The organism is Neorhizobium phenanthreniclasticum (genome assembly GCF_040066075.1).
GTDB classification, from domain to species: domain Bacteria; phylum Pseudomonadota; class Alphaproteobacteria; order Rhizobiales; family Rhizobiaceae; genus Neorhizobium; species Neorhizobium petrolearium.
In genome coordinates this window covers 18,676-31,908 of the sequence record NZ_JBEAAL010000037.1, presented here as the reverse complement: position 1 = coordinate 31,908, position 13,233 = coordinate 18,676, and the positions used below count along the sequence as shown (strand labels likewise).

The 13,233-nt window shown below is 61.7% G+C and carries 16 protein-coding genes; 13 read left to right on the top strand and 3 right to left on the bottom strand.

Translation table 11 applies throughout. From position 1 onward, the window contains the following. Window positions 1–29 precede the first annotated feature (29 nt). From nagZ to ABK249_RS30210, 11 genes are all read left to right on the top strand, one after another. Window positions 30–1,046, top strand: a complete 1,017-nt coding sequence (gene nagZ / locus ABK249_RS30260; protein ID WP_348864746.1) for a beta-N-acetylhexosaminidase — start codon at window positions 30–32, stop codon at window positions 1,044–1,046. An 18-nt stretch (window positions 1,047–1,064) separates the two neighbouring features. Then, window positions 1,065–1,910 carry a segregation and condensation protein A gene (locus ABK249_RS30255; RefSeq protein WP_348864745.1) on the top strand — a complete coding sequence of 282 codons (846 nt, stop codon included), beginning with the start codon at window positions 1,065–1,067 and terminating at the stop codon, window positions 1,908–1,910. Continuing rightward, complete coding sequence (gene scpB, locus ABK249_RS30250; RefSeq protein ID WP_348864744.1) at window positions 1,910–2,623, top strand: SMC-Scp complex subunit ScpB; 714 nt, start codon at window positions 1,910–1,912, stop codon at window positions 2,621–2,623. Before ABK249_RS30255 ends, scpB begins: the two co-directional genes overlap by 1 nt. Before the next feature lie 50 nt (window positions 2,624–2,673). Next, complete coding sequence (locus ABK249_RS30245; protein WP_348864743.1) at window positions 2,674–3,774, top strand: ABC transporter ATP-binding protein; 1,101 nt, start codon at window positions 2,674–2,676, stop codon at window positions 3,772–3,774. Window positions 3,775–3,814: 40 nt separating this feature from the next. After that, complete coding sequence (locus tag ABK249_RS30240; RefSeq protein ID WP_348864742.1) at window positions 3,815–4,027, top strand: twin-arginine translocase TatA/TatE family subunit; 213 nt, start codon at window positions 3,815–3,817, stop codon at window positions 4,025–4,027. A 33-nt stretch (window positions 4,028–4,060) separates the two neighbouring features. Then, window positions 4,061–4,780, top strand: a complete 720-nt coding sequence (tatB, locus tag ABK249_RS30235; RefSeq protein ID WP_348864741.1) for a Sec-independent protein translocase protein TatB — start codon at window positions 4,061–4,063, stop codon at window positions 4,778–4,780. Next, a complete protein-coding gene (gene tatC, locus ABK249_RS30230) occupies window positions 4,777–5,601 on the top strand; it encodes a twin-arginine translocase subunit TatC (RefSeq protein ID WP_037151386.1) in 825 nt (274 codons plus the stop codon). Before tatB ends, tatC begins: the two co-directional genes overlap by 4 nt. Window positions 5,602–5,652: 51 nt before the next feature. Then, window positions 5,653–6,933 carry a serine--tRNA ligase gene (serS, locus tag ABK249_RS30225; RefSeq protein ID WP_348864740.1) on the top strand — a complete coding sequence of 427 codons (1,281 nt, stop codon included), beginning with the start codon at window positions 5,653–5,655 and terminating at the stop codon, window positions 6,931–6,933. Then, window positions 6,933–7,703 carry a 5'/3'-nucleotidase SurE gene (gene surE / locus ABK249_RS30220; protein ID WP_037151380.1) on the top strand — a complete coding sequence of 257 codons (771 nt, stop codon included), beginning with the start codon at window positions 6,933–6,935 and terminating at the stop codon, window positions 7,701–7,703. The genes serS and surE overlap by 1 nt, the downstream gene beginning before the upstream one ends. Before the next feature lie 8 nt (window positions 7,704–7,711). Next, on the top strand, window positions 7,712–8,353 hold the full coding sequence (locus tag ABK249_RS30215; RefSeq protein WP_407721040.1) for a protein-L-isoaspartate(D-aspartate) O-methyltransferase: 642 nt from the start codon (window positions 7,712–7,714) through the stop codon (window positions 8,351–8,353). A gap of 159 nt (window positions 8,354–8,512) precedes the next feature. After that, window positions 8,513–10,090 (top strand): peptidoglycan DD-metalloendopeptidase family protein, encoded by a 1,578-nt coding sequence (locus ABK249_RS30210; RefSeq protein ID WP_348864739.1) that lies wholly within the window; start codon window positions 8,513–8,515, stop codon window positions 10,088–10,090. 86 nt (window positions 10,091–10,176) lie between these two features. Here ABK249_RS30210 and ABK249_RS30205 read toward each other — a convergent pair whose 3' ends face one another. The 3 genes from ABK249_RS30205 to ABK249_RS30195 form a co-directional block, all read right to left on the bottom strand. Next, window positions 10,177–10,464, bottom strand: a complete 288-nt coding sequence (locus tag ABK249_RS30205; protein ID WP_348864738.1) for a YciI family protein — start codon at window positions 10,462–10,464, stop codon at window positions 10,177–10,179. 36 nt (window positions 10,465–10,500) lie between these two features. Further along, complete coding sequence (locus ABK249_RS30200; RefSeq protein WP_348864737.1) at window positions 10,501–11,085, bottom strand: TetR/AcrR family transcriptional regulator; 585 nt, start codon at window positions 11,083–11,085, stop codon at window positions 10,501–10,503. Window positions 11,086–11,335: 250 nt separating this feature from the next. Continuing rightward, window positions 11,336–12,208: an ATP-binding protein gene (locus ABK249_RS30195; RefSeq protein ID WP_227702673.1), complete on the bottom strand. Its 873-nt coding sequence runs from the start codon at window positions 12,206–12,208 to the stop codon at window positions 11,336–11,338. A 197-nt stretch (window positions 12,209–12,405) separates the two neighbouring features. Between ABK249_RS30195 and yajC the strand changes: the two genes are divergently transcribed. Both yajC and ABK249_RS30185 read left to right on the top strand, forming a co-directional pair. After that, window positions 12,406–12,753: a preprotein translocase subunit YajC gene (gene yajC / locus ABK249_RS30190; protein ID WP_037151367.1), complete on the top strand. Its 348-nt coding sequence runs from the start codon at window positions 12,406–12,408 to the stop codon at window positions 12,751–12,753. Window positions 12,754–12,845: 92 nt separating this feature from the next. Continuing rightward, window positions 12,846–13,232 (top strand): Mth938-like domain-containing protein, encoded by a 387-nt coding sequence (locus ABK249_RS30185; RefSeq protein WP_037151364.1) that lies wholly within the window; start codon window positions 12,846–12,848, stop codon window positions 13,230–13,232. Window position 13,233: the final 1 nt, after the last annotated feature.

Genomic DNA, 13,233 nt, shown 5'->3' with positions numbered 1-13,233 from the left:
GTTTCAAGCCAATCATCTAAGATCGGACCATGAGCGAATCAAAAGCAATGATCCTGGGCTCGAGCGGCCCGACCCTCACTCCGGACGAAATCGCGCTTTACAGGGACGAGCGGCCTTGGGGCTTCATCCTCTTCGCTCGCAATTGCATCGAGCCGGCACAGATCACCGATCTCGTGGCGGCGATGCGCGACAGCGTCGGCCGGCCGGATGCGCCGGTGCTGATCGATCAGGAGGGCGGCCGCGTGCAGCGTATCCGCCCGCCGATGATCGAACGTTATCCGTCCGCCGCCGTACTCGGCGAACTCTACCGGCAGGATCGTGACAACGGCCTGCGCGCAGCCTGGCTGATGTCGCGCCTGCATGCCTTCGATCTCATGAAATTCGGGATCAATGTCGACTGCCTGCCGGTTCTCGATGTACCGGTCGAAGGGGCGAGCAACGTCATCGGCGACCGCGCCTACGGCTATGATCCCCAGGCGGTGGCCGAGATGGGCAAGGCGGCGGCCGGAGGGCTGAAGGCCGGCGGCATGCTGCCGGTCATGAAACATATGCCTGGCCACGGCCGCGGCATGGCGGATTCTCATCATGAGCTTCCGGTCGTCACCGCCTCGCGTGCCGAGCTTGAAGCGCACGATTTCCTGCCTTTCATTGCGATGAAGGACGAACTGATGGCGATGAGCGCCCATATCGTCTTCACGGCGATCGACCCGAGCGAACCGGCCACGATTTCCGGCAAGGTGATCGAGGAGATCATTCGCGGCCATATCGGCTTCGACGGCCTCCTGATGTCCGACGACACGTCGATGAACGCTTTGAAAGGCACGATCGGCGAGCGTGCCGCGAGGATAGTTGGGGGTGGCTGCGATATCGTCTTGCATTGCAACGGCGTCATGGAGGAAATGAAGGCGGTGGTAGAAGAGGCGATCCCGCTTGCCGGCGAGGCGCTGAGGCGCACAAAGGCGGTGGAGGCCGCCTTCGGACCGGGCGACGGCGCCGACGAGGACGTGATCCGGGCAGAGTTTCATGGATTGCTCGCCACCTCCTGAAGCGGAAGGGATAGGGCAATGGCTATGGTTACATCGCAGAATGCCATTCCGATGGACAAGCTCTGGCAGGGCGTCGAAAGGGCGACGGACGAGCCGGCCCTGGTGATAGATGTCGGTGGTTTCGAAGGCCCGCTTGACCTGCTTTTGCATCTTGCCCGAAACCAGAAGGTCGATCTTTCCCGCATTTCCGTCCTGGCGCTGGCCGAACAATATCTGCAGTTCATCGAAAGCGTCCGGAGGGTACGCATCGAGCTTGCCGCCGATTATCTCGTCATGGCGGCCTGGCTTGCCTACCTCAAGTCCAAGCTTCTCATTCCGCAGCAGGCCAAGGGCGACGATGGCCCGAGCGGCGAGGAAATGGCGGCGACGCTCGCCTTTCGCCTGAAGCGCCTGGAGGCGATGCGGGAAGCCGCGACCCGCCTCATCAACCGCAACCGGCTTGGCCGCGATGTTTTCGCCCGCGGCGCGCCCGAACATATCCCGCAGCGCGTCCAGTCCGCCTACGACGCGTCGCTCTACGATCTGCTGTCGGCTTACGCGAACCTCCGGCAGCGCAACGCGGTCACGCAGGTCACGATCGAGAGGCGCAAGGTCTGGTCGTTGGTCGATGCCCGCGAACTGCTCACCCGCATGCTCGGGGAGGTCGCCGACTGGATGGCGCTGCAGCACTATCTCCTGCCTTACCTTCCCCCGGAGGACCGGGTGACTGCGACAGCCAGTGCCTTCGCCGCTTCGCTGGAACTGGTGCGTGAGGGCAAGCTCGAAATCCGCCAGGAGGGCGCTTTCCAACCGATCTATCTGCGCAAGGGGCAGGCGTCCGGCAGGCGGCCTATGCCGCAGTCTGTCACGGGAGACGCAGATTGATGCCTGAAGACGACGACGATCTGCCGGTTGCGGCGGGGGATGGGGCCGAGCCCGAATATCTTCCGTTGACGGATGTCGAGCGGATCGCGGAAGCACTGGTCTTCGCCTCCGCAGAGCCGGTTTCGGAGGCCTTTCTCGCCGAACGCTTGCCGCGCGGCACGGATATCGGGGGCGTGATGCGGCGGCTGGCGGACGCTTATGCGCCGCGCGGCGTCAATCTCATCAGGACGGGCGACCGCTGGGCCTTCCGCACGGCGGCCGATCTCTCCTTCGTCATCCGCAAGGACGAAAACGAGGCGAAGAAACTGTCGCGTGCAGCGCTCGAAGTGCTCGCCATCATCGCCTATCACCAGCCTGTGACACGCGCCGAGATCGAGGAAATCCGCGGCGTGCAGACCTCCAGGGGAACGCTCGACGTGCTGATGGAGGCGGGCTGGGTGCGTTTCCGTGGTCGTCGCCGTACTCCGGGCCGACCGGTGACGCTCGGTACGACGACGGACTTCCTCGATCATTTCGGCCTGGAAGAACTGCGCGACCTTCCCGGTCTCGAAGAATTGAAGGGTGCGGGTCTCCTGTCCGGCCGCATCCCGCCGGGCTTTGCGATTCCGATCCCGCAGGATGTTGAGGAGCTTGCGGAGGATGAGGACCCGATTACGCAACTCGACCTTGAAGAACTCGGCCTCTTGACACCGGGCGGTGAAGCGGAGGAATAGCGTCAGATTTCTTTGAAGGCCCGGCTTGGCGGGTGCGAGCGGGCAGGAATATGATGAAATCGGCACAGTCGGCCACCAAGGAGACCAGACAGAAAGTCAGCGTCACGTTCGCCTCGCGGTTGACCTTTGAGGACATCCGCCATGCCTATCACGGCAAGGAGACGATCCGCGGCATTTCGCTGACGGCTGAGCCCGGCGAGGTCCTGTGCCTGCTCGGTCCCTCCGGTTCGGGCAAGACGACGCTGCTCAGGATTGCTGCCGGCCTCGAAGCGCAGAGCCATGGCCGGGTTACCATCGACAATCGGGAAGTGGCTGGTCCGGACGTGTTTCTTCCGCCGGAAAAGCGGGGCGTCGGGCTGATGTTCCAGGATTTTGCGCTCTTTCCGCATATGACGGTTCTGGAGAATATCCGCTTCGGCCTGACGGCGCTTACAGCCAGGGAGGCGATTGCGGAGGCCGGGGCGGCTTTGCGGCGCGTCGGCTTGTCGCACTATGCGGAAAAATACCCCCATGCGCTCTCCGGTGGCGAGCAGCAACGCGTCGCGCTTGCCCGTGCACTTGCTCCACGACCGGGCGTGCTTTTGATGGATGAGCCCTTTTCCGGCCTCGATTCCAGGTTAAAGGATGCCATACGTGCCGATACGCTGACGATCCTTAAGGAAAGCCGCGCGACCGCTATCGTCGTCACGCATGACGCCGAAGAGGCGATGCGGATGGCCGATCGGATCGCGCTTCTGAAGGATGGTCGATTGGTGCAGGTGGGTACGCCGGATGACCTCTATCGTCGGCCTTCCAGCTTGTTTTCCGCCGGTTTCTTCTCGGAAATCAATGAGTTCGACGGCGTGGTCAGGAACGGTAGGGTGGCGACGCCGCTCGGAAACGTATCCGCCGGCGACATCGGTGAGGGCAGAGAGGTCTCCGTTGCCGTTCGCCTGTCCGACGTCGATGTGGTGCCGGCAGGTGGGGCGATCCCGGCACGTGTCCTTTCAAGGCGGTTTCTGGGGGTGGTGGAATTCCTCACGCTTGCGGTCCCCGGCATCGAGGAACCGATCCGCGCGCGCATCCGCGCCGACCGTTTACCGCACGGGGCAAATGATGTCTCGATAACGGTACTTATCGAGGACATTTTGGTGTTTGAAAAAGCATCATAAAGAGCTTACATCGATTAAACAGATCTAATGGAGTTGAACTATGGGTTCTTTCAGTGTGTGGCATTGGCTGATCGTTCTGGTCATCGTGCTCGTCCTCTTTGGCCGCGGCAAGATTCCGGAGCTGATGGGCGACGTCGCAAAAGGCATCAAGAGCTTCAAGAAGGGCATGACTGACGACGAGGCCGCGGACGCGACAACAGCAAAGACCGTCGATCACAAGCCTGACGAGGTCAAGGAAACCGGCCGGTCCTAAGATCGGGTTTAGGGTTTCAGGAGCCTCATTAGCATGCTTGATATCGGCTGGACCGAGCTACTCGTCATCGCGATTGTCTTGATCGTCGTTGTTGGTCCGAAAGACTTGCCGCCCATGTTGAGGGCGTTCGGCAAGATGACGGCCAACCTGCGCAAGATGGCTGGCGAATTCCGGACGCAGTTCGATGAGGCCTTGCGGGAATCGGAACTTGACGATGTCCGCAAGACAATCTCGGACGCACAGCGTCTGAATCCGACGAATGCCCTGCGCGACGCGATCAATCCGCTCCGGCAGATGGGGCAGGAGATCAAGGCCGATCTGCAGAAGGCGACGCAAGTGACGGATGCTGCTGCGGCCAAGGTCGATACCGAGGCACAGCAGGCTGTTGAGGGCTCCTCCGCTGGTGAAGCCGTGACGGCAAGCGAGCCATCATCGGCGCCTGCGCCCGCGACAAGTCAGCCGCTGACCCCCGTTCCGGCCGCGCCGGAGGCCGTGGCGCCTGCCGCCATCGCCGAGAAGCCGAAGGCTGGGCGCAAGACCGTGACCAGGGCGAAATCCGCTGCCGATGTCTCGGCTCCGGCGGCGGCTGCGATTGAAAAACCGAAACGCAGCCGCTCGGCGAAGTCCGCGCCGGTCACTGAGGCCCCGGTCACCCAGGCCCCGGTTACTCAGGCCATGGAAAAGGCGGCCGCGAAGACATCGGTCCGCAAGCGTGCACCGAAAAAGACCGATACCCAGAAGGGCGACGCATGAGCGGTGATTACGAAGACAAGCCGCAGCCACTCATCGAGCACCTGATGGAGCTGCGCACCCGGCTGATCTGGTCGATCGGCGCATTTTTCATTGCCTTCGTGGTCTGCTTCTACTTTGCCAAGCAGCTCTTCAACCTGCTGGTCATCCCATACAAATGGGCGGTCGTCTGGGCCGGACTTGACCTCGCGAAGTCGGAACTGATCTACACCGCGCCGCAGGAATTCTTCTTCACTCAGGTGAAGGTGGCGATGTTCGGTGCGCTGGTGATCGCTTTTCCCGTCATTGCTTCACAGCTCTACAAGTTCGTCGCTCCCGGTCTCTACAAGAACGAGCGACGGGCCTTCCTGCCTTTTCTGATTGCTTCGCCGATCCTGTTCCTGATGGGCGGCGCGCTCGTCTACTTCTTCTTCACGCCCATGGTCATGTGGTTCTTCCTGGCCATGCAGCAGGCGCCGAGCGAAGGCGAGATCGGCATCTCACTCCTGCCGCGCGTGTCGGAATATCTCAGCCTGATCATGACGCTGGTACTTTCCTTCGGGTTGGTTTTCCAGCTTCCGGTCGTCACCACGCTGCTTGCCCGTGTCGGTCTGTTGACGAGCGATTGGCTAAGGCAAAAACGCAAGTTCGCGATCGTCATCGCCTTTGTGGTCGCTGCGGTACTCACCCCGCCCGATCCGATGTCCCAGATCGGCCTTGCGCTGCCGACCATCCTTCTCTACGAGATTTCCATCTACGCCGCACGACTCGTGGAGCGCAAACGTGCTGAAGATGCTCTTCAGGAGCAGGCTTCTTCGAACGTTGCCGAGACGGAAAAGGCTTGAGCTTCCGTCTCTCGCCGGGCACGCGGCGTTTCGCTTTGAAGGCAAGGGACGATGCTCGATATCAAGTGGATCCGTGAAAACGAAGGGGCTCTCGATGAAGCGCTGAAGAAGCGCGGCGCCGAGCCCATGGCGGCAACTCTTTTGGCGCTGGACGACAAGCGCCGCTCCGTCATCCAGACGCTTCAGGACATGCAGTCCCGCCGCAACGCCGCCTCCAAGGAGATCGGCGCGGCCATGGCACAGAAGAACACCGAGCTTGCCGAAAAGCTGAAGGCCGAGGTCGCCGAGATCAAGGACATGATGCCGGCTGCCGAGCAGGAGGAGCGCGCCGCCATCGCCGCCCTCGATGATGCCCTGTCGCGTGTCCCGAACATTCCGCTCGATGACGTGCCGGTCGGCAAGGACGAGCACGACAACGTGGTCAAGCACCTCGTCGGCGAAAAGCCGCGCTGGAACCATGCCGCAAAGGAGCATTTCGAGATCGGCGAAGCGCTCGGGCTCATGGATTTCGAGCGTGCCGCAAAACTCTCCGGTGCCCGTTTCACGGTGCTGACCGGCCAGCTCGCCAAGCTGGAGCGCGCACTCGGCCAGTTCATGCTCGACATGCACACGACCGAGCATGGCTATACGGAGGTCTCCTCGCCGCTGATGGTGCGCGACGAAGCCATGTACGGCACCGGCCAGCTGCCGAAATTCGCCGAGGACCTGTTCCGCACGACTGACGGCCGCTGGCTGATACCGACCGCCGAGGTGACGCTCACCAACCTCGTTTCCGGCGAAGTGCTGGAGCAGGAGAAGCTGCCGCTGCGCTTTACCGCGCTCACGCCGTCTTTCCGTTCGGAAGCGGGTTCGGCCGGCCGCGACACGCGCGGCATGCTGCGCCAGCACCAGTTCTGGAAATGCGAGCTCGTTTCGATCACCGATGCCGAAAGCTCGATCGCCGAGCATGAGCGGATGACCGAATGCGCCGAGAACGTCCTGAAACGTCTCGGCCTGCATTTCCGCACCGTGACGCTTTGCACCGGCGACATGGGGTTCGGCGCGCGCAAGACCTACGACATCGAAGTCTGGCTGCCGGGCCAGGACACCTATCGCGAAATCTCGTCCTGCTCCGTCTGCGGTGATTTCCAGGCGCGCCGCATGAATGCCCGTTATCGGGTGAAGGACGACAAGAATCTGAAATTCGTCCATACGCTGAACGGTTCGGGTGTCGCTGTCGGCCGTTGCCTGATCGCGGTCATGGAAAACTACCTGAACGAGGATGGTTCGGTCACAATTCCGGACGCTCTTTTGCCGTATATGGGCGGAATCAAGAAGATCGAGCGCGCCTGATGCGGATCCTGCTGACGAACGATGACGGCATCCATGCCGAAGGCCTGGCGGTGCTGGAGCGCATCGCAAGGCAGCTTTCGGACGACGTCTGGATCGTTGCGCCGGAGACCGACCAGAGCGGCCTTGCCCATTCACTGACACTGTCCGAACCGCTCAGGCTCCGAAAAGTTGGCGAAAAGCATTTTGCGCTGCGGGGCACGCCGACGGATTGCGTGATCATGGGCATCCGCGAAATTCTGCCGGAAAAACCGGATCTCGTGCTTTCGGGCGTCAATGACGGTTCCAACATGGCAGATGACGTCACCTATTCGGGCACGATCGCGGGCGCGATCGAAGGTACCTTGCAGGGTGTCCGTTCGCTCGCACTCAGCCAGGCCGTACGCCGGGACAACGGCCGTTTTGCTCCTTGGGACGTGGCCGAGTTTTATGCGCCCGATCTCATCCGCAAGCTCGCCGATGTGGAATTGCCTGACGGCACGTTCCTCAACCTCAACTTTCCGAACTGCGAGCCGAAGGATGTCCAGGGTGTCGAGGTAACGTCCCAGGGCAAGCTCGATTTCGGCCTGACGATCGATGCCCGTCAGGACGGACGCGGCCTGCCTTATTACTGGCTGCGCTTCGGCGACCGGAAGGGACACTTCCGCGACGGAACCGATATTCAGGCGCTGAAGGAAAACAAGATTTCCGTGACGCCGCTGAAACTGGACCTGACCGATCATTCGGTTCAGGATCGACTGGCAGAAGCATTGGGATTCGGAGCGACCGATTGAAATCGGGCATGGTCGAAAAAGAAGGATTTGCGGCGCTCGTGCTGCGCCTTCGGTCGGAAGGTATTTCCGACCTGGACCTTCTGACGGCCGTTGAGCAGACGCCTCGCTCGCAATTCGTCCCGGCTCCGTTCGCAGACGAAGCCTATTCCAGCCGGACAGTGCCGATCGATTGCGGTTCCTTCATGGAGGGAGCCGATCTGGCGGTTCGGCTGCTCCACCGCCTGCAGGTGAAGCCCGGCCATCGCGTGCTCGAAATCGGCACGGGTAGCGGCTTCACCGCTGCGGTCATGGCGCGTATTGCCGAGCGGGTGCTGACTGTCGAACGTTACCGCACGCTGGTGGCCGCCGCCCAGGGCCGCATGGATGCACTGGGGCTGCGCAATGTCGTGGTGCGCCAGGCAGACGGCAGTAACGGCATGCCCGGCGAGGGGACCTTCGACCGCATATTCGTCACCGCCGCCTTTCCATCGCTGCCGCGATTCTATGCGGAGCAATTGACCCACGGCGGTTCGATGATTGCGCCGCTGATGATCGATGACGACACCTGCATGATGCTGAGGCTGACCAAGACCGGCAGCCGATTCGAACGGGAAGACCTCTTTACCGTCCCGTATCTGCCGATCGTGCCGCATATCGCGGCGGCGCTTTGATGCCAAAGACAGCCATGTTCGCCGTGACGCGGAAGCCTTCCGGGAGTCATGGTTATCAATTTGACAAAAATCTTGGAGCAGGACGCGGGCTTTAACCCGACGGTAAGACTAACGGGTTTTAATCACCTACACGATGGTTGCGTATCTGTAGGTCGAGTCATGCGTTTCAAGAGTTCTCCGAAATTCGGAAAATCCACTGTCAAGCTTACTGTGGCAGTGCTTCTCGCCAGCGCCGCGACAGGGTGCAGCTCGGATGCGACACGCTTCTCGGGCCTCTTCTCGAATTCCGACAATATCACGACGGCGTCCATTCCGCAGCGCCAGGGGGGAGGGGCCTACGGTCAAGCGCCGACACCGCAGGCCGACCTTGGTTCCGGCCAGAACCTGCCGCCGATCCCGCAGAACGATTATGGTTCGCGTGGCGCTGCGATGGCTCAACCCTATCCGGGTAATTCCGGCGGTTACTCTTCTCCTGCCCGCGTCGCCTCCGCTCCTGTTTCCGTCCAGCGTTCCGAGCTTTCCGCTCCGTCCGCCGTCCGCGATCCTGTGAACCGTCAGGAAGCGCTGGCACAGCCGTTCCCGGGTGATCGGTCGAGCGCGCCGAGACTGGCTGCTCCGTCTGCGGCTGCCTCGAAAGCGGACAATCTCACGACCGGCACCGTGAAGCCCATGTCGGGTTGGTCCACCGTCAATGCGCCAAGAGTGACATTGAGGCCCGGTGAAACCGTCTCGACGCTCTCCGGGCGCTATGGTGTGCCGGAAAAGGAAATCCTGAAGGCGAATGGCGGGTCGATCGCTCCGGGCCAGGCCGTCATCATCCCGACGTTCGGAACGGCTCCCAACTCCGCCAAGACCGCAGCCGGCGATATCGACTTGCGGAACAAGGCTCCTGCCCCCGCGCGTGAACCTGAACAGAAGGTTGCCGTTCTGCCGACGCCGTCACGGGACAAGGCGCTTGCCGAGCCCGCCAAGCTGACGCCTCCTGCGGGCGGCAAGCCGCTTGGCGATACCTACACGGTCAAGCCGGGCGACACCCTTACAAAAATCGCTCGCGAGACCGGCACGTCGGTCGACCAGCTCAAGGCGGTCAATAACCTGACGACCGGAAATATTCGTGTCGGCCAGACGCTGAAGGTGGCGAAGGGTGCACCTGCCCGCTCCGCCGATACGCTAAAGACGGCGTCCATTCCGCAGCAACCGGTGGAAAAGCCCGTCGCTCAGCCGAAGCCTGCGGCTCCCGCCGTCGCCCCGGTTGTCCAGGCATCCGCTCCGGCTGCTGCAAAGCCGCCAGTCGAAACGGCTTCCGTTTCCGAGGTCGAGAAGAAGGCGGACGTCGCCGCCGTGGCTCCCCAGTCCACCGGCATCGGCAAGTATCGCTGGCCGGTCAATGGCGCAGTCATCGCCGGTTACGGCCAGAATGTCGACGGCAACCGCAATGACGGCATCGACATCTCGGTACCGGAAGGCACGCCGATCAAGGCTGCGGAGAACGGCGTCGTCATCTATGCCGGCAACGGCCTGAAACAGCTCGGCAACACGGTTCTCGTTCGCCACGACGATGGCAAGGTCACGGTCTATGGCCATGCCGGCAGCATCAACGTCGCCCGCGGTCAGAAGGTCACCCGCGGCCAGACGATCGCCGCCTCCGGCATGAGCGGCGACGCCAAGCGACCGCAGGTCCATTTCGAAGTGCGCAAGGACGCCACCCCGGTCAACCCTGTCACCTACCTTGAATAGAGTAGTGCGTCTCAAGGGGGATGAAGAAAAGCCCGGCAGTGCCGGGCTTTTTTTCGTCTTGGGGGCGTGAAGCCGCAGGCGGTCGTTCATGCCTTCAGGAAAGCCAGCCGTTCGTCGGTGCGGCCCGGTGCGATTTCGAGAATTTCGGCGCTCACGATACCCTCGGCCACAAACGGGTCATCCAGAACCCTTGCGTCGAGTTCGCTGCGTGATATCCGGTGCGCAAGGATCGCTCCTCCCAGGCTTGGCTGAAGGCCTCCGGTCAACAGGAAAATACCATCCTCGAAGCCGCGTCTGATCCAGTCATTGTGGCCCTCCATGAATTGCGGAGCTTTCGCTTTGCTATCGGAAAATCTGAGCGTGACGATGAACATGCTGAGCCCCTTTCAGGCTTGATGGTGCCATGTGGTTTAGGATTGAATGGTTTCGTCTGGGCGCAGTGCCTCCAGCCAGTCGCACATGCCGTCGACTTCGCGCCGGATGAAGCTCTCGTCGTGGAAAGCCGTTGCGAGCGACGCAACCCCCTGGCTCCGCATGAGGATGTGCATGGCGAGCGCTTCGGCGTCTTTTTCCCGGCTGAAAGCGGCGAACTGGCGCGCCAGCCAGTCGCGGAACAGGATGAAGAGCTTGGCCGCCTCTTCCTTGGCGATATGGTCGAGCTTGGCGAGTTCACTGCAGAGCGTGCCGACCGGGCAGCCGTAAGCCATGATCTTCACCCGGTTCATGATCAGGATGTGGATGAATGAGCGGATGCGGTCCGCCGGCTCTCTGCCCTCGGCCTCCCATGTCTCGAGCATCTGTCGCGTATTGGCCAGCCGCAGGGCGATCACGGCACCGAGAATCTCGTCCTTCGTCTTGAAGTGATAATAGAAATTGCCGCGCGAGAGGTTCACGGCCGACGCGATGTCTGCAAACGACGTGGCTTCGAAACCCTGCTCGTAGAAGAGCTGGTCGGCGGCGTCCACAATCTGCTGGCGTGTATCCGCTGCGCTCATGCGGCCCGTTCTCCTCCGGCTTCCATTGACTCACTTCGGCCCCGCATCGCTGGGAGAACTGCCGTGAGTGCTATAGGTCAATTGTCCTAGGCGATTTAGGACGATTGACCTAATGGAGTCAAGCCGCATATGGAAAGACCGTCCGAACGGCTTGGAGCATAGGCGATCGACGAAGCGGTCGGCAATGACCGGAGAGGGTTTCCCGCTTGGCAGGAGCTCTCCCGTCTTGGCGAACTGTGGAAATCCCGGCTTAGTTCCGGTTCAGGGACTTCCTGAGCCGGCCGGCGAGATCCTGGATATATTGCCAGGCGACGCGGCCGGAGCGGCCCCCGCGCGTCGTCGCCCATTCAAGTGCCTGCGCGTGCAGCGTTTCGCGGTCGAGGCCGAGATCGAAATGGTCGGCATAGCCGTCGATCATCGTCAGATAATCGTCCTGGCTGCATTTGTGGAAGCCGAGCCAGAGCCCGAATCGATCGGAAAGCGACACCTTTTCCTCGACGGCTTCGGAAGGGTTGATCGCTGTCGACTGCTCGTTCTCGATCATGTTGCGCGGCAGGAGATGGCGCCGGTTGGACGTGGCGTAGAAGAGCACGTTGTCGGGGCGGCCTTCGATGCCGCCGTCGAGTGCTGCTTTGAGCGACTTGTAGGCCGTGTCGTCATGGTCGAAGGACAGGTCGTCGCAGAAGACGATGACCCGATGTCCGGAGGTTTTCAGGATATCGAGGAGGTCCGGCAGCGAGGAGATATCCTCACGATGCACCTCGACGAGCTTCAGCGAAATGCCGGTCGCCACCCGCACGTCTTCGTGGACCGCCTTGACGAGCGAGGATTTACCCATGCCGCGCGCGCCCCAGAGAAGCACGTTGTTGGCCGGGAAACCTTCGGCGAAGCGCAGGGTGTTCTCGTGCAGGATATCGCGCACGTGGTCCACGCCGCGGATCAGTTTCAGCGCCACGCGGTTCGGACGCGGGACCGGTTGGAGGCGCTGGTTCGCCGGCACCCACACGAAGCACTCGGCTGCATTCCAGTCGTTGACCGCGGGCGGCGGGCCGGCAAGTCGCTCCAGCGCATCCGCCAGCCTGCGGACCTCGGCCAGGATCAGGGTGTTGAAATCGTCGCTCATGGTGTTTCTCCGGTCCTGTCGACCCGCTCGGAGCCGTTTTACGGTGCGGTAACACGCTCGTTTGTGGATCAAAAGCCTGAGAGCCGTGGATTTGGTACGGGAAAGGCGTGTTTCTGTTGCATTCCAGTCTGTCACAACTATATTCCGGCGGCTTGAAACGGGGGCTTCGACGTCTCCGGTAATCTTAGGAGTTGTTGATGTTCATTACCGAAGCATTCGCCCAGGCCGAAGGCGCCGCACCCGGAGGCTCGGCATTCGGCTCCGGCCTTGAAATGCTTTTCCTCTTCGCGCCGCTGATGGTGGTCTGGTACTTCTTCCTGATCCGGCCGCAGCGCGCCCAGCAGAAGAAGCGTGCCGAGACGCTTTCCAACATCCGCCGCGGCGATCAGGTCGTGCTTGGTGGCGGTATTACCGGCAAGGTCACGAAGGTCATTGACGACGCCGAACTGGAAGTCGAAATCGCCGACGGTGTGAAGATCCGCGCCATGCGCGCCTATATTGCGGAAGTCCGCGTCAAGGGCGAGCCGGTCAAGACCGAAGCCTGATCGGACAATCGGAACGCGGTTGCCGCAAGTCCGTTGAACTTCCCGAGGGCCGGATCGTCCGGCCCGAAACTTTCTCAAGAAAGCTCTCGACCATGGCGAAAGGCATCGAAATTCGCGAAGCCCATTTTCCCGGTCGCGCTCCCATCGATGCTTATGGCAACGGCGGGTTTCGCTTTGCCGATATGTCGCATCGCGGCTCATTGCTCTGCTTGCCGTCCGGCATCTATGGCTGGGATATGAAGGAGGGCGATCCGCTGACGGTTGAGGCCTTTTCCAAGGTGCTTGCCGAATCCGGCGAAATCGAAGTCCTGCTGGTTGGCTCCGGCCAGAATTTGAAGCCGATCCCCGCCGATCTGAAAGCCGCGCTGAAGGAGAGGGGCATCGCGTCCGATCCCATGAGCACGGGGGCCGCTGTCCGCACCTTCAATATCATGCTGGCCGAATCGCGCGCCGTGGCGGCTGCGCTGATTGCAGTCTGAT

Excerpts from the sequence above, each read along its gene's own strand:
- tatC (WP_037151386.1), top strand. The coding sequence starts at position 4,777 with ATGAGCGGTGATTACGAAGACAAGCCGCAGCCACTCATCGAGCACCTG.
- serS (WP_348864740.1), top strand. The coding sequence starts at position 5,653 with ATGCTCGATATCAAGTGGATCCGTGAAAACGAAGGGGCTCTCGATGAA.
- yajC (WP_037151367.1), top strand. The coding sequence starts at position 12,406 with ATGTTCATTACCGAAGCATTCGCCCAGGCCGAAGGCGCCGCACCCGGA.
- ABK249_RS30210 (WP_348864739.1), top strand. The coding sequence starts at position 8,513 with ATGCGTTTCAAGAGTTCTCCGAAATTCGGAAAATCCACTGTCAAGCTT.
- ABK249_RS30245 (WP_348864743.1), top strand. The coding sequence starts at position 2,674 with ATGATGAAATCGGCACAGTCGGCCACCAAGGAGACCAGACAGAAAGTC.
- ABK249_RS30200 (WP_348864737.1), bottom strand. The coding sequence starts at position 11,085 with ATGAGCGCAGCGGATACACGCCAGCAGATTGTGGACGCCGCCGACCAG.
- scpB (WP_348864744.1), top strand. The coding sequence starts at position 1,910 with ATGCCTGAAGACGACGACGATCTGCCGGTTGCGGCGGGGGATGGGGCC.
- ABK249_RS30255 (WP_348864745.1), top strand. The coding sequence starts at position 1,065 with ATGGCTATGGTTACATCGCAGAATGCCATTCCGATGGACAAGCTCTGG.
- nagZ (WP_348864746.1), top strand. The coding sequence starts at position 30 with ATGAGCGAATCAAAAGCAATGATCCTGGGCTCGAGCGGCCCGACCCTC.
- ABK249_RS30195 (WP_227702673.1), bottom strand. The coding sequence starts at position 12,208 with ATGAGCGACGATTTCAACACCCTGATCCTGGCCGAGGTCCGCAGGCTG.
- surE (WP_037151380.1), top strand. The coding sequence starts at position 6,933 with ATGCGGATCCTGCTGACGAACGATGACGGCATCCATGCCGAAGGCCTG.
- ABK249_RS30240 (WP_348864742.1), top strand. The coding sequence starts at position 3,815 with ATGGGTTCTTTCAGTGTGTGGCATTGGCTGATCGTTCTGGTCATCGTG.
- ABK249_RS30205 (WP_348864738.1), bottom strand. The coding sequence starts at position 10,464 with ATGTTCATCGTCACGCTCAGATTTTCCGATAGCAAAGCGAAAGCTCCG.
- ABK249_RS30215 (WP_407721040.1), top strand. The coding sequence starts at position 7,712 with ATGGTCGAAAAAGAAGGATTTGCGGCGCTCGTGCTGCGCCTTCGGTCG.
- ABK249_RS30185 (WP_037151364.1), top strand. The coding sequence starts at position 12,846 with ATGGCGAAAGGCATCGAAATTCGCGAAGCCCATTTTCCCGGTCGCGCT.
- tatB (WP_348864741.1), top strand. The coding sequence starts at position 4,061 with ATGCTTGATATCGGCTGGACCGAGCTACTCGTCATCGCGATTGTCTTG.